This window comes from Kribbella sp. NPDC023855 (assembly GCF_040639475.1).
In the GTDB taxonomy this organism is placed as follows: domain Bacteria; phylum Actinomycetota; class Actinomycetes; order Propionibacteriales; family Kribbellaceae; genus Kribbella.
Genome location: NZ_JBFAAA010000004.1, coordinates 205,517 through 220,677 on the forward strand (window position 1 = coordinate 205,517; position 15,161 = coordinate 220,677).

General features: G+C 69.1%; 12 protein-coding genes. 10 read left to right on the forward strand and 2 right to left on the reverse strand.

What is annotated here, in order from left to right; translation table 11 throughout:
* Nucleotides 1–59: 59 nt before the first annotated feature.
* Nucleotides 60–545 carry a hypothetical protein gene (locus AB0F51_RS16325; protein ID WP_360280292.1) on the forward strand — a complete coding sequence of 162 codons (486 nt, stop codon included), beginning with the start codon at nt 60–62 and terminating at the stop codon, nt 543–545.
* Between the two features lie 4 nt (nt 546–549).
* Here AB0F51_RS16325 and AB0F51_RS16330 read toward each other — a convergent pair whose 3' ends face one another.
* Complete coding sequence (locus AB0F51_RS16330; protein ID WP_360280295.1) at nt 550–3,246, reverse strand: substrate-binding domain-containing protein; 2,697 nt, start codon at nt 3,244–3,246, stop codon at nt 550–552.
* A gap of 67 nt (nt 3,247–3,313) precedes the next feature.
* Here AB0F51_RS16330 and AB0F51_RS16335 point away from each other — a divergent pair, with 67 nt between their 5' ends.
* The 3 genes from AB0F51_RS16335 (at nt 3,314) to AB0F51_RS16345 (ending at nt 8,616) form a co-directional block, all read left to right on the forward strand.
* Nucleotides 3,314–4,360, forward strand: a complete 1,047-nt coding sequence (locus tag AB0F51_RS16335; protein WP_360280298.1) for a LacI family DNA-binding transcriptional regulator — start codon at nt 3,314–3,316, stop codon at nt 4,358–4,360.
* Between the two features lie 172 nt (nt 4,361–4,532).
* Nucleotides 4,533–6,542: a glycoside hydrolase family 6 protein gene (locus AB0F51_RS16340; RefSeq protein WP_360280301.1), complete on the forward strand. Its 2,010-nt coding sequence runs from the start codon at nt 4,533–4,535 to the stop codon at nt 6,540–6,542.
* A gap of 124 nt (nt 6,543–6,666) precedes the next feature.
* Nucleotides 6,667–8,616, forward strand: coding sequence for a cellulase family glycosylhydrolase (locus AB0F51_RS16345; RefSeq protein WP_360280304.1), 1,950 nt, complete (start codon nt 6,667–6,669; stop codon nt 8,614–8,616).
* A gap of 60 nt (nt 8,617–8,676) precedes the next feature.
* On the opposite strand, the gene AB0F51_RS16350 is transcribed toward AB0F51_RS16345, so the two are convergent.
* On the reverse strand, nt 8,677–10,329 hold the full coding sequence (locus AB0F51_RS16350; protein WP_360280306.1) for a bifunctional 3'-5' exonuclease/DNA polymerase: 1,653 nt from the start codon (nt 10,327–10,329) through the stop codon (nt 8,677–8,679).
* Between the two features lie 66 nt (nt 10,330–10,395).
* Here AB0F51_RS16350 and AB0F51_RS16355 point away from each other — a divergent pair, with 66 nt between their 5' ends.
* From AB0F51_RS16355 to AB0F51_RS16380, 6 genes are all read left to right on the forward strand, one after another.
* Nucleotides 10,396–11,751 (forward strand): PLP-dependent aminotransferase family protein, encoded by a 1,356-nt coding sequence (locus AB0F51_RS16355; RefSeq protein ID WP_360280309.1) that lies wholly within the window; start codon nt 10,396–10,398, stop codon nt 11,749–11,751.
* A gap of 75 nt (nt 11,752–11,826) precedes the next feature.
* A complete protein-coding gene (gene pdxS, locus AB0F51_RS16360; RefSeq protein ID WP_360280312.1) occupies nt 11,827–12,729 on the forward strand; it encodes a pyridoxal 5'-phosphate synthase lyase subunit PdxS in 903 nt (300 codons plus the stop codon).
* A gap of 6 nt (nt 12,730–12,735) precedes the next feature.
* Entirely contained in the window at nt 12,736–13,296 is a 561-nt protein-coding gene (locus AB0F51_RS16365; protein ID WP_360280315.1) for a hypothetical protein, read from the forward strand.
* On the forward strand, nt 13,290–13,757 hold the full coding sequence (locus AB0F51_RS16370; protein ID WP_360280318.1) for a hypothetical protein: 468 nt from the start codon (nt 13,290–13,292) through the stop codon (nt 13,755–13,757). Before AB0F51_RS16365 ends, AB0F51_RS16370 begins: the two co-directional genes overlap by 7 nt.
* A complete protein-coding gene (gene pdxT, locus AB0F51_RS16375; protein ID WP_360280321.1) occupies nt 13,750–14,349 on the forward strand; it encodes a pyridoxal 5'-phosphate synthase glutaminase subunit PdxT in 600 nt (199 codons plus the stop codon). The genes AB0F51_RS16370 and pdxT overlap by 8 nt, the downstream gene beginning before the upstream one ends.
* Nucleotides 14,350–14,381: 32 nt before the next feature.
* Nucleotides 14,382–15,143 (forward strand): YebC/PmpR family DNA-binding transcriptional regulator, encoded by a 762-nt coding sequence (locus AB0F51_RS16380; protein ID WP_360280324.1) that lies wholly within the window; start codon nt 14,382–14,384, stop codon nt 15,141–15,143.
* Nucleotides 15,144–15,161 lie beyond the last annotated feature (18 nt).

Sequence of the window (15,161 nt, forward strand, 5' to 3'; positions counted from 1 at the left end):
GCCGGCTACCAAATCTGCCCGGTCCGTCAGCGCTCCGTAATCGATGGTCGAATGGCCCCGTGACGGTCACGGGTGCGTTGATTCTGGTGGGAGCTCTGCTGCTCTTGCTCGGCGCGTACTGCAGCTGGACCGCAGGACGTCTCGACCGCCTCCATCACCGCGTCGCCACCGCGCGTGCCTCCCTCGAAACCGAGCTGGCTCGCCGCGCCGCCCTAGTGGTCGAGCTTGCCGGCAGCGGCGTACTGGACCCTGCTTCGTCACTCCTGCTGCTCGACGCGGCCCACCGAGCCCGTACTGCGGACTGCGACGAGCGTGAGCGAGCCGAGTCGGCCCTGACCCGCGCGATCGGGGCGACCGTGACAGACGTGGAGCCGTGGGCAACAGAACTCGGTACTGCGACGCGACGGGTCCAGCTGGCCAGGCGTTTCCACAACGACATCGTCGGGTCGGCCCGCGACCTGCGCCGCCGCCGGATCGTCACCTGGTTCCACCTGGCCGGTCATGCCCCGATGCCCACCACCATCGAACTGGAAGACGGCAGCTGATCGGCTAGCGCGCGGGGGAGCGGCGACGGGGCTCGGTCTGGGCTCGCAGCAGGGCGATGTCGGCGCCGCGCAGTACCTCGTCCGCGTCCTGGAAACGCTTGATGCTCGGCACCACACCGACGGCCAAACCGATGCCGGACCAGGACTGCAGCGACTCGACCAGCTCCTCGGTCCGTACTGCGCCACGGCCCACGTCATCGAGCAGGATCGCGAACTCGTCCTGCCGCAACCGTGCCGCGGAATCCCCATCGGCCAGCACCTTCCGCAGCCGCCGGACAACCTCCCGCCGTACTCCGGACTCCGCCGTGCCGGGGTCGTCACGCACAGGCTCATCTGAAGTGTTCTCGTCAGGCGCGGGGATGACGCGGAGCAGGACGACAGCGCAGTCGTAGTCCTCCGAGCGCCGGGTCCGGGCGATGGCGGCGCCGAGCCGGTCGAGGAAGAGCATCCGGTTGACCAGGCCGGTCTCGGGATCGCGCAACGCGTTGCGGCGCAGGGCGAGCTCCTGCTCCTTGCGCTCGGTCATGTCGACCAGAGCGCCGACGAGCCGGGCAGGACAGCTGGCGTCGTCCAGTACGGTCACGGCGCGACACAGCATCCAGCGGTAGTCACCGGACGAGGTGCGCACCCGGTGCTCGAGCTCCAGCGGCGTACGGGCGCCGCCCAGTTGGGCTGCGATCGCTGCCGACAGTTCACGCCGATCTTCCGGATGCACGCGGTCGAGCCACTCGGTGGGCGACGAGCCGATCTCATCCTCGGCATAGCCCAGCGTCTGCTTCCACCGCGGCGAGTAGTAGACCGTGCCGGCCGAGACGTCCCAGTCCCAAGTGCCGTCCTGGGCTGCCATCGAGGCGAGCGCGTACCGCTCTTCGCTGGCCCGGATGGTGTCCGCGAGTGCACGCTCTCGCGCCGCGGCCTCCTCCAGCGCCAGGCGCTGGTCGCGCAGTGACGACATCAGTTGCTCTTGGTCCAACGCCACCGCCAGCAGCGCGGCCCAGTGGTTGTACTTGTCCCGGCCGCTCGTCATCCGGGTGTCGACGGTGCCGTCAATCGCGAGCAGGCCCCAGTCGCTCCCGCCGAACGTCACCGGAAGAACCAAGGTGAGATCGCTGCTGCCGATGCTTCCCGGTCGGGTCAGCGCCGTCGGCGGGAACTGGCTGGCCGGCGTCCGCGTGCCGACCAGGCGCGACAGCATCCCGGACGTGTCGTTGACGCCGACGATTTCGATCTCCCGATCGCCGGGGGAGCGGGTGCTCCACAACCCGAGGCAGGCAGCGCCGCGCCCGGCGCGGGGAAGCCAAGTGAGAGCGCGGGGGCTCGGACCCTTGCCGCGCAGCAGATCCATGTCGACCTCGTACTGGTCGGCGATCGTTCGCTCCAGATAGCCACTGCGGGCGAGCAGCGGCCTGGTGCAGCCCTGGGTCAACGCGAGCAGGACGTCGGTGGTGACCCGGCGCAGGATCGGCAGCCGGTCGGAATCCGGTGGCAGCGTGCTCATCAGCTCGGTTTCCAGATCGCGCACCGCCGCGACGAACTGTTCGAGCGCCTCCGGGTACGGACGTCGTACCGAGGTCAGATCGGCGAGCCTGCCGAGGGAAACCACGGCGGGAACGGAGCCGCGCTCGGCGGCCGCGGTGATCGGAGCGACGACGGCATGCAGCCAACTCCTGCGAGCCTCGTGGTCGCCCGGGCGGAAGTCGCCGGTCGCGGCGGACCGGCCGCTGAAACCCGTGTCGGACAGCCGACGCAGCCGCGACCGTGCCGGTGTCGAACCGTAGGTCTCGAACAGCGGATCGTCGGTGTCAGCATCGGGCTGGGCGGTCGATTCGCCACACCCGCAGGACTCGCGGATGACCAGCGTCGACGGCGCGCGGTACTCCCCGGGAGCCACCTCCTCCCCACGCAGCCGGGCCAGCAGCAACTTGAGCGCGAGCCCGCCGACCCGGTCGTTGTGCGGATCGACGGTCGACAACCGCGGTACCAGCCGGGCGCCGGTCTCGGTCCGGTCGAACCCGATGACCGCCTGATCCCGCGGCAGCACGAGCCCGGCTGCCCGGAGTGCGCGGATGAAGCCGACCGCGTTCCGGTCCGTCGCCGCGATCGTCGCGGTGGTGGGTACGCCGTCGGCCAGCAGCCGTGCCGCAGCTTCGGAGCCGCCTTGCTCGTGGTTGTCGGTGGTCTCGAAGAACCACCGAGGGTCCGCCTTGATCCCGTGCTCGGCCAGCCCGGTCCGGTAGGCGTCGTACCGCTCGCGGATGTCGCGTTGCAACGGGCTGCCGATGAAGCCGATCCGGGTGTGCCCGTGATCGAGCAGGTGCCGCAGCGCGGCGTACACCCCGCCGGCGTTGTCCGGAACCACCACAGGGGTGGGGATCCTGGTCTGGTCCTCGCTGATCATCACGACCGGGCGGCCCCACTCCTGCAGGTTCGGGAGCCGGTCGTGCCGGACCGCCTTGACGATGACGATGATGCCGTCGACGGCGTCGAGCGCGACCGGGACCTGGAGCAGCGGCTCATCCGGATACCGCTCACGATCCAGCCCCGCCGGATAGGTCTGTACTGCGACCACGCTGTGCCCGGCCTGGCGTGCCGCTCGCGAGACGCCGGCGATCAGCGCACCGAAGTAGAACCCACCGACCACCGGCGACAGCACGCCGATCGTCTTTCGTGCGGTCGCCCCACCGCGCCGGCTCCCACCCATGCACACCCCTCGATCAGAGAGCGCGAGCCGATGCGCTCGATCACATCGGCCGACACACTAGGTAATTGTGGTACCACCAACCGCTGACAGTCCTGGGCCGCCCGCGCGCCGTCCCACGATCACCGACGTCGCGAGGGCGGCCGGGGTGTCGATCGCGGTCGTCTCTTACGCGCTCAACGGCCGGCCCGGAGTATCGGCGGCGACCCGGGAGCGGGTGCTGCGGATCGCCGACGAGTTCGGCTGGCGGCCCAACGCGGCGGCTCGTTCGTTGCGGACCGGTCCGCGGGCGGCGGGTCTGGTGCTCACCCGGGAGGCCGGTGCCGCGGCCCACGCGACCTCGTTCCTCGACTTCGTCTCCGCCGTGCAGGACGTGGTGGCCGAGCGCGACATCGCCCTGCTCGTGAAGATCGTGGACTCCACCGAGGCCGCGGTCGCGACGTACCGCAAGTGGTGGGCCGAGCGCCGCTTCGACGTGATGATCGTGACGGATGCCCTGACCCAGGATCCCCGGGTGGACGCCTTGCGGCGGATGCGCGCGCCCGCCGTCGTACTGGCTCCGTCGGAGTTCTGCCAAGGGCTGGCGTCAGTGTGGCTCGACGAGGACGCGGCGTACTCCAGCGTCGGGACGTATCTGGTGGAGCTCGGCCATCGCGACGTCGCGGCCGTGACTGCTCCAGGCGGGCTGCACCGCACTCGCTTGCGGCTGGACGTGCTGACCCGGGTGCTCGACGCGGTGGGCGGCACGCTGATCCATGAATCCACCGACGCGACTGCCGAGGAGGCCGCCGCGACCACCAAGCGGCTGCTGACCGGGCCCACTCCGCCGTCGGTCATCGTGCTCGACTCCGACCAGATGGCCGTGGCCGCACTCGACGTCGCGCGACGGCTCGGGCTGCAGGTGCCGTGGGATCTGTCGATCGTTGCCGGCAGCGATTCGGCGCTGTGCCGACTCGCGACTCCGTCGATCACCGCGTTGCCACTGCCGTCCGGCCGGCTCGGAACCGCGGTCGGCCGGGCTGTGCTGGCGGTGCTCGACGGCGAACCGGAGTACCGGTGGGTGGAGCCGATCGGCGGCGTCGCGGTGCGCGGCAGCACCGCGCCTCGTTCCCGCTGACGCCTGCCAACGGTCACGAAACGGTAACGCGCCGTTGTCCTAAACGTTTAACCCCATCCCGGACGCGGCGGCCCGCATGTGAAGTTCGCGGAAGTCGCCGCGGATTGTGCGCGGCGGCTCGTGCCGGGACCTCCTGGAGGAACCGGTACGCCGACCACACCTGGAGGCACGTGTGCTCAAGATCCCCCAACGGCTGTTGGCCGCCACCACAGCCTTAGCAGTCGCCCTTCCCCTGACCCTGATGAGCGCGAGCGGTACGGCGAACGCCGCCGAACCGCACGTCGACAACCCGTACGCCGGTGCGACGCAGTACGTCAATCCGACCTGGGCGGCCGCCGTCGAGGGTGCCGCCACCCGGGTGTCCGATCCGGCCCTGGCCGCGAAGATGCGGGTGGTGAAGACCAACCCGACCGCCGTCTGGATGGACCGGATCAGCGCCATCACCGGGAACGCCGACGGCAAAGGCCTGCGGTTCCATCTCGACAACGCCCTGACCCAGAAGCAGTCCGGTACGCCGCTGGTCGTGAACCTGGTGATCTACGACCTGCCCGGCCGGGACTGCTACGCGCTCGCCTCGAACGGCGAACTGCCGGCCACCGCGGCCGGGCTGGCCCGCTACAAGACCGAGTACATCGACCCGATCGCGGCCATCCTCGCCGACCCGAAGTACCAGGGTCTGCGGATCGCGGCGACGATCGAGCCGGACTCGCTGCCGAACCTGGTCACGAACATCTCGCAGCCGGAGTGCCAGACGGCCGCGCCGTTCTACCGCGAGGGCGTGAAGTACGCGCTGGACAAGCTGCACGCGATCCCGAACGTCTACAACTACATCGACGCGGCCCACTCCGGCTGGCTCGGCTGGGACAACAACGCCGTACCGGCGGCCAAGCTGTTCGCCGACGTGGCCCGGACCACCCAGGCCGGCCTGGCCTCGGTCGACGGCTTCGTCACCAACACGGCCAACACCACGCCGCTGGAGGAGCCGTACCTGCCCAACTCGTCGCTGACGGTGGGCGGCGCGCCGATCCGTTCGGCCTCGTACTACGAGTGGAACTTCGACTTCGACGAGCTCGACTGGACGGCACACCTGCACAGCCTGCTCGTCGCCGAGGGCTTCCCGGCCGGCACCGGCATGCTGATCGACACTTCGCGCAACGGCTGGGGCGGGGCCGCGCGGCCGACCGCGACCTCGACCAGTACGGATCTCAACACCTACGTCAACCAGTCGAAGGTCGATCGCCGCAACCACCGCGGTGCCTGGTGCAACCCGCTCGGTGCCGGCATCGGCGAGCGTCCGCGCGCGACTCCGCCCGCCCCGGCGGCGTCGCACCTCGACGCGTTCGTCTGGATCAAGCCGCCGGGTGAGTCCGACGGCGCGTCCACCGACATCCCGAACGACGAGGGCAAGCGGTTCGACCGGATGTGCGACCCGACCTTCGTGTCGCCGAAACTGGGCAACCAGCTCACCGGTGCCTCACCTGACGCTCCGCTCGCGGGCCGCTGGTTCGAGTCGCAGTTCGTCGAACTGGTCCGCAACGCCTACCCGGTGATCGGTGGCGGCAACCCGCCCACCGACACGGTCGCGCCGTCGGTACCGACCGGTCTGCAGGCCGGCTCGGTCACCAACACCTCGGTCGCGTTGACCTGGACACCCTCGACGGACAACGTCGGAGTGAGCGGCTACGACATCTACCGCGGTACGACGCTCGCCGGAACCTCCAGTACTGCGAGCTTCACGGCCACCGGGCTCACGGCCAGTACGGCGTACTCGTTCACCGTGCGGGCCAAAGACGCGGCGGGCAACGTATCCGCGAGTTCCGCGGCCTTGGCGGTGACGACCAGCGGCACCCAGTCGCCGGGCGGCTGCAAGGTGAGCTACTCCGCGAACAGCTGGAACACCGGCTTCACGGCGTCGATCAAGGTGACCAACACGGGGACGACTCCCTTGGCCGACTGGCGGCTCACCTTCGACTTCGCCAACGGGCAAACGGTCCAGCAGGGCTGGAACGCGGTGTGGAGCCAGTCCGGCAGCACGGTGACCGGAACCGGTCAGCCTGGCACCTGGAACGCGACGATCGCACCGGGAGCGACCGTGGACATCGGGTTCAACGGCACCCACACCGGTACCAACACCAACCCGACCGCGTTCTCGGTCAGCGGCAAGACCTGCACGATCGGCTGACCTTCCCCCGTCACCACCCGCCGCCGCTGTACCTGACGCGGCCTGAGACGCCGGTCGTGGTTCCGCCCCTGCCCCTCAGGGAGGAACCACGGCCGGCCCCCGCCCCAAGTACCAGGAGGTTCTCGTGATCTTCCGACCACGTTCGACGATCGGCCGCACGGTGCTGTCGATCGTCGCGGCCGCAGCACTGTTCACCGGTGCACTCGCATTTCATCCGTCCTTGTCCTCAGCCCAGCCGGCAGCTGCCGCGGCGGCGCCGGCCCAGGACTGGTTGCATGTGCAGGGCAACAAGATCGTCGACGAGGCCGGCCAGGAGGTCTGGCTGACCGGCACCAACTGGTTCGGCTTCAACACCAGCGAACGGGTCTTCCACGGTCTGTGGTCGGGCAACCTGCAGCAGATCACCAAGTCGATGGCCGACCGCGGGATCAACGTGGTCCGGATCCCCGTCTCGGCGCAGCTGCTGCTCGAATGGTCCGCCGGCCAGACGATCACGCCGAACGTCAACGTGTTCGTCAATCCCGACCTGTCCGGGATGAACAACCTGCAGGTGTTCGACCGTTTCCTCGCACTCTGCGAGCAGTACGGGCTGAAGGTCTTCCTCGACCTGCACAGCGCCGAGGCCGACAACGCCGGGCACGTCTACCCCCTCTGGTACAAGGGATCCATCACCACCGAGCACGTCTACCAGGCCTGGTCGTGGGTCACCACCCGGTACAAGACCAACGACACGATCATCGGCGCCGACCTGAAGAACGAGCCGCACGGTCAGTGGTCCGAGACCGCCTTCGCCAAGTGGGACAACTCGACCGACCTGACCAACTTCAAGCACTTCGCCGAGACCGCGGCGCAGCGGATTCTCGCCATCAACCCGAACTGGCTGATCTTCGTCGAGGGCACCGAGGTCTATCCCAAGGACGGTGTCTCCTGGACCTCGAAGAACAAGGACGACTGGTACAGCACCTGGTGGGGCGGCCAGCTCCGCGGTGTCGCCCAGCGCCCGATCAACCTCGGCCAGCACCAGGACCAGCTGGTCTACTCGCCGCACGACTACGGGCCGCTCGTCTTCGAACAGCCCTGGTTCACCGGTGACTGGAACCGGACGACCCTCGAGCGGGACGTCTGGGACCCGAACTGGCTCTACATCCACAAGCAGAACATCGCCCCGCTGCTGATCGGCGAATGGGGTGGCTTCCTGGACGGTGGCCGGAACGAGAAGTGGATGACCGCGCTGCGCGACCTGATCAAGGAGCACCGCCTGCACCAGACCTTCTGGGTGCTGAACCCGAACTCCGGCGACACCGGCGGCCTGCTCAACCACGACTGGGCGACCTGGGACGAGGCGAAGTACGCGCTGCTCAAGCCGGCGTTGTGGACGCACGGCACCAAGTTCGTCAGCCTCGACCACCAGGTGCGGCTCGGCGGAGCGGGCAGTACCACCGGCATCTCGTTGTCGGAGGCAACTAGTGGCCCGGTCGACACGACCGCACCCAGTACGCCGACGGCGCTGCGCGCCGGGGCCGTCACCGCCACGTCGATCCCGCTCACCTGGACGGCGTCGACCGACAGCACCGGCGTCGCCGGCTACGACATCTACCGCGGTACGACGCTCGTCGGCACCTCGACCACCACGAGCTACACCGCGACCGGGCTGACTCCGTCCACGACGTACTCGTTCACCGTGCGGGCGCGCGATCTGGCAGGAAATGTCTCAGCGGCCTCTGCCGCCGTCACCGCTACGACGGCCGCCGGCCAATCGACAGGCGCGTGCTCGGTCAAGTACCGGGCGAATGGCTGGAGCGGCGGGTTCACCGCAACTGTCCAGATCACCAACACCGGTACGACGGCGCTGACCGGCTGGACGCTCGGCTTCACCTTCCCGTCGGGTCAAACCGTGTCGAACGGCTGGAATGCCACCTGGACCCAGACCGGCTCAGCCGTCACTGCGGCCGCCTTGTCCCACAACAGTGCCCTTGCTGCCGGAGCCACGGTCGAGATCGGTTTCAACGGCACGGGCGCGAGTACCGCTCCTACCACCTTCACTCTCGACAACAGCAGCTGCAGTACGACCTAACCCCCGAGCGCAGGTGCGGCAGGGCTGACGACCCCGCCCCGCCGCACCTGCATCCACTGGTCACTTGGCGTCGGCGTAGCACTCCACGATCGCGGTGGTGAACGGGAACCGGGTCGGCGTCTCGCCGAAGGTGATCCGGCCGGCCAGGTCGCCGGCCGCCTGGATTGCCGTCGCGACCTCCTCGGCCTCCTCGGCCGGGCAGTGCACGATCACCTCGTCGTGCTGGAAGAAGACCAGCTCAGCCTTGAGATCAGTGATCGACTGCCGAAGAGCGGCCATCATCAGCAGTGCCCAGTCGGCCGCGCTGCCCTGGACGACGAAGTTCCTGGTGAAGCGCCCGCGGGCCCGAGCATGCTTCGAGTCGGTCTGCCGCTCCTCGGACGGCCCTTCCAGCAGCGCGTCGTCGATCGGCGACCCGGACGGCGGGCAGGTCCGGCCGAGCCAGGTGCGGACCAGCCGCCCTTCCTCACCGGCCCGCGCCGCGTCGTCGACGTACGCGACAGCCTTCGGAAATCTCTTGCGCAACGCGGCCAGGTTCTTCAGCCCATCACCGGAGGTCTGCCCGTAGACAGCACCCAGTACGGCGAGTTTCGCGGTCGCGCGATCGCCCGAGAATGCCTTGTCCGAAACGGCTTTGTACAGGTCGCCCGCATCTCCGGCGACTTCCATCAACCCCGGATCGCGCGAGATCGCAGCCAGCACCCGCGGCTCGAGTTGGGACGCATCGGCAACCACCAGCCGCCATCCGGGATCGGCGATCACCGCGCGGCGGATCACCTTCGGGATCTGCAGACCGCCACCACCGTTGGTCACCCATCGGCCGGACACCGTGCCGCCCGGGATAAAGCCTGGCCGGAACCGCCCGTCGTGGATCCAGTCGCTCAGCCACGACCAGCCGTTGGCCGTGTAGATCCGGTAGAGCGTCTTGTACTCCAGTAGTGGCGCCACCGCCGGATGATCGATCCGCTCGAGCTCCCACTTCCGCGTCGAGGTGACCTGGAAACCCGCCTGCTTGAAGGCCTTCAGTACGTCGGCCGGCAGCTCCGGCCGGACCCGTCGCCCGAACGCCTCCGAGATCTGCTCGGCCAGCTCGGTCAGCCGCCGCGGCTCGCCGCCACCCGCGAACCGCTCGCCGAGCAGCTCGGTCAGCAGCGCCCGGTGCCTCTCCGCGCTCCAAGGCAGTCCGGCGCGGTCCATCTCGGCGGCCACAAGCATCCCGGAGGACTCGGAGGCGGTCAGCAGGCGCATCCGGTCTGGATGCTCCGCCAGTTGGTGCCGGCGAAGCTGGTCGGCATAGACCCGGAGCAGCGCCTCGAAGGCGATCGGCTCCTCCTGGATCTCGAACAACGAGGACTGCTCACCCGGCGTCGCGGCCCTCAGCGGCGGATCGGGTGGCACGGGCTTGCCGCTCAGCCGCGCCCAGGCCGCCGCCGCCGACCGAGGCTCGCCAAGTCGCCCCTCGTGCCCGAGCAGCAGCACCTCTGCGCACTCGATGTCGTAACACCGCTCGACCCGTACGCCGGACGCCAGCAACCGCGGGTAGATCTCCGGTGTCGACCGCCAGACCCACCGAGTCACCTGCGGCCGCGACCCGACAGCGGCGGCCAGGTCCGGCTCGCGCAGTACCGGGCCGGCGGGTTGGCCGTCGGGATGGAGGGCAGCAAGGAGCGCGCCGCCTCCCTCCGCCGGCGCGATCGCCCACCGCTCGTCCATGCGCTGATCTTCACACCTCACACCGACAATTCCGGGTCGTGAGGCCAATCGTGGGAGACTGGACTTATGTGGCGGGGGAGTGATCTGGATCCGGCGGACGGGACCAAGACCGAGCAGGTCGAGGCGTTGGTCCTGCGCAGGATCGAACGCGGTGAGCTATCGATCGGTTCGCGGCTCCCGTCGGAACGCGTGCTGTCGGAGCGACTCGGGCTCAGCCGCGTGACCGTAGTACGGGCGCTGGATCAGTTGCGGGCGGACGGCGTACTGGAGACGAAGCGTGGGTCGGGCACTCACGTCAGGCCGCTCGACCGGCTGCTGGACCCTATTGCTCCTGCTTCGACAGTCTCCGCGGGAGACCAGCCGCTGCTGGACCTGCGCTTCGCCACTACTGCCGCTCCACATGACGTAGCCGAGGTTGCGGCGCAGATAGTCGCCGAAGGGCTCCCGCAGGCGATGGGTGGCGACGGCCCGCCCTCAGGCGGCTCACTAGACCTCCGTACTGCGCTCGCGGAGCGCCTCACGCTGGAAGGGGTTCCGACCGAGCCGGGCCAGTTGACGCTGACAGTAGGCGCGGCGGCTGGCCTGAACGCGGCACTGGCCGGGTTGGACCTGGGACCCGGAGTAGCGATCACCGAGTCGCCGACGTACCCGGCAGCCTTCGACCTGCTGCGTCGGCACCGGCTGGACGTCGTCGGCTGGCCCGCCGGCGTCTGGGACACGGATCAGCTCGCACACCTGTGTCGGCGGCATAAGCCCAAGGTGATCTACCTCCAGGCGGACAACCACAACCCGACCGGGCTCAGCCTGCCAGCGGACCGGCGTACGGCCGTGGTGGAGATCGCCCGGCGGTACGACGCCGCACTGATCAGCGACGAGACCATGCGGCCGCTTTGGTTGGCCAGTGGCGAACAGGCGGACCCGCTGAGCCGCTACCCGCGCACTGTCAGCGTCGGGTCGCTCAGCAAGACCGTGTGGGGCGGGCTGCGGGTCGGCTGGGTGCGGACCGGCCGGCAGTTGCGGCGGCGGATCAACACGTCGGCACAGCTCAGCGTGACGTCGCCGAGCGCGCTGGACGACTTGCTGGCGCAGGCGATCCTCGGCCGGCTCGACCGGGTGATCTCCCGGCGCAAGACGCGGCTCAGGACCAACCTGGCCGCGCTGGAGACCGGGCTGAAGCCACTCGACGGGGTGGCGTGGGCCACCCCGACCGGTGGGATGACGTTGTGGCTGGAGTTCACCGAAGTACGGGCGCGGCGGGTGCTGGAGGCCGCGCGAGAGCAGGGGTTGCTGCTGGGGGCGGGGGATCTGTTCACGCCGGACGGGACCGACCGGCGGCACATCCGGATCCCGTTCACTGCTCCGCCGGCCACGCTGCGGCTGGTCGTGGCCCGGTTGGGCGCTGCGCTGAGTCAGTCCAGTTGATCCGGAGTGGACTGAAGCTAGTCAGTCCACTCGTCCTACGCTGGACGGGTGCCAGACCGCGACCAGGAGGACTCAGTGACCGAGAACCAGAACAGCCCGCAGACCGGTACCGCGAAGGTCAAGCGCGGGATGGCCGAGATGCTCAAGGGCGGCGTGATCATGGACGTCGTCACCGCCGAGCAGGGCAAGATCGCCGAGGACGCCGGTGCCGTCGCCGTGATGGCGCTCGAGCGGGTCCCGGCCGACATCCGCGCCCAGGGCGGCGTCTCCCGGATGAGCGACCCGGACATGATCGAGTCCATCATCAACACCGTGTCGATCCCGGTGATGGCCAAGGCCCGGATCGGTCACTTCGTCGAGGCGCAGATCCTGCAGAGCCTGGGCGTGGACTACATCGACGAGTCCGAGGTGCTCACCCCGGCCGACTACGCCAACCACATCGACAAGTGGAACTTCACCGTTCCGTTCGTCTGTGGCGCGACCAACCTGGGCGAGGCGCTGCGCCGGATCACCGAGGGCGCGGCGATGATCCGCTCCAAGGGCGAGGCCGGTACCGGTGACGTGTCCAACGCGACCACCCACATGCGCCAGATCCGCCAGGAGCTGCGCAAGCTGCAGAACCTGCCCGAGGACGAGCTGTACGTCGCGGCCAAGGAGCTGCAGGCGCCGTACGAGCTGGTCAAGGAGGTCGCGGCGGCCGGCAAGCTCCCGGTCGTGCTCTTCACCGCCGGTGGCATCGCCACCCCGGCCGACGCGGCGATGATGATGCAGCTCGGCGCCGAGGGCGTGTTCGTCGGCTCCGGCATCTTCAAGTCCGGCAACCCGGCCCAGCGCGCCGAGGCCATCGTCAAGGCCACCACCTTCTACGACGACCCGGACGTCCTCGCCAAGGTCTCCCGCGGCCTGGGCGAGGCGATGGTCGGCATCAACGTCGACGAGATCCCGCAGCCGCACCGGCTCGCCGAGCGCGGCTGGTAAGTCTTGGTGACAGAGCAGGTGATCGGTGAGCGGACCGCGCGCGAGTTGCGCGGTCTCGCTCGGGTCCTGGTCCGTTCCGGGTACGCCGACCGCGCGGCCGCGACGGCTGCGTTGACGGAGGCCGTGCAGGAGGATGCCCCTTCGGCCGACCCGGCAGTGCTCGTGCCGGAGCTGGTGGACGAAGCGGTGGGCGCGCTGGCGGCGGATGCGGCTGGCTGGCCCGAAGAGACCGATCCGGACCGGCTGGACGCAGTACTGGCTGAGCTGGAGTCGCTGGGCGTCGTGGTTGTTCGCTACACGTCGGATCACCACGCCGCACGGGAGGCACTGGAGGCTGCTCAGGATCCGAAGGGGCTGGTGTTCTTCACCGACACCGACGTCTGGCACGCGGTTGACTTCGGCATGCTCGAGCTCAAGCTCTGGCACCCCGACACGGCCAACGTCGCGCCGGGGGAGCCCCTGCTGGACGACGTACTGGCCCTGCTGCACGAACGCGACCTACCAGCCACCTTCGACGAGGGCCGCATCGAAGTAACCATCAACTGGCAACGCCGGCCCACATGGTGAACGAGCACCTGGTCGAGGTCGGCTCGGAGGTGGTCAAGGTGCGCTGGATCGCCACACCGGACAAGTACGAAGGCCCGCGAGAGTTCGACGACTATGCCGAAGCAGAGTCCTTCGCCCGGCGCACGCTCGGGTTGATCGACCTGCTGTGGACAGTGCGCCCACCGGCAGGGCCGGAGCAGGAACTCCGGAGTACAGCTCCGGAGCCGGCGGACCTGGTGGTGGGATCCTTCGTGGTCTCCAGCCGCTTCCTGCTCGGCAACTGGGTGCACGGCGAGGCCTACGCGACGGCAGCCGAGGCTTACCAGGCGGCCGCGATCGGTGAGCGCACCTTTCTGCTGCAGGAACTCCGGGTCGGTCCCCGGGGGTCCGAAGGCGTCCGGGTGCTGGGGCCGTCGTTCGAGTTCACCGGTGGCGGCGGACCGACTTGGTTGGATGGATGGGGAGGAGTGGGCGATGAGTGAGCCTGTGATCGGGGTCTTCGCGTTGCAGGGCAACGTGCGGGAGCATCTGGCGATGCTGGCCGCGGTTGGGGTCGAAGGGCGGCCGGTGCGGCGGCCGGCGGAGCTGGCCGCGGTGGACGGGCTGGTGCTGCCCGGCGGTGAGTCGACCACGATGGACAAGCTGGCCCGGTCGTTCGAGCTGTTCGAGCCGCTGCAGAAGCGGATCGCGGACGGCATGCCGACCTTCGGGACCTGCGCCGGGATGATCATGCTGGCGAACGAGATCACCGGCGGGATCGAGGGCCAGGAGACGCTCGGCGGGCTGGACGTGACGGTCCGGCGCAACGCGTTCGGGCGGCAGGTCGACTCGTTCGAGGCCGATCTCGGCTTCGCCGCGTTCGACGCGCCGTACCATGCCGTGTTCATCCGGGCACCGTGGGTGGAACGGGTCGGCCGGGACGTGGAGGTACTGTCGACAGTGAGGTCGGGCCCCGCCACGGGTAGGATCGTCGCGGTTCGCCATGATCGGCTGCTGGCCACGTCGTTCCATCCGGAGATGACCGGGGACGCCAGGCTGCACGGCTACTTCGCCGATCTGGTGCGCGGCCTCTAAGTCAGTTCGGCGGTAGAAGGGTTGGGTTCGCGATGTCAGGCCACTCCAAATGGGCCACCACCAAGCACAAGAAAGCGGTCATCGACTCGAGGCGCGCCAAGCTCTTCGCGAAGCTGATCAAGAACATCGAGGTGGCCGCCCGCACGGGCGGTGGTGACCTCGCGGGCAACCCGACCCTGTACGACGCGGTCCAGAAGGCGAAGAAGTCGTCGGTCCCGAACGACAACATCGACCGCGCGGTCAAGCGCGGCTCCGGTGCCGAGGCCGGTGGCGCCGACTGGCAGTCGATCACCTACGAGGGCTACGGCCCGAACGGTGTGGCGATGCTGATCGAGTGCCTGACCGACAACCGCAACCGCGCCGCGGCCGACGTCCGGACCGCGATGACCCGCAACGGCGGCTCGCTGGCCGACCCGGGCAGCGTCGCGTACCTGTTCAACCGCAAGGGCGTCATCGTGGTGAACAAGGAGCAGGACGGCAAGTCCTACTCCGAGGACGACGTGATGGAGGCCGTGCTCGAGGCCGGCGCCGACGAGGTGAACGACCTCGGCGAGTCCTTCGAGGTGATCAGCGAGGCCAGCGACCTGGTCAAGGTCCGGACCGCGCTGCAGGACGCCGGCATCGACTACGAGTCGGCCGACGCCTCCTTCGTCCCGTCGATGACCGTCGAGCTGGACGCCGAGGGCGCGAACAAGATCTTCCGCCTGATCGACGCCCTCGAGGACAGCGACGACGTGCAGAACGTCTACGCCAACTTCGACGTCTCCGACGAGGTCATGGCCGAGGTCGGCTGATTCCGGCCACCACCACCT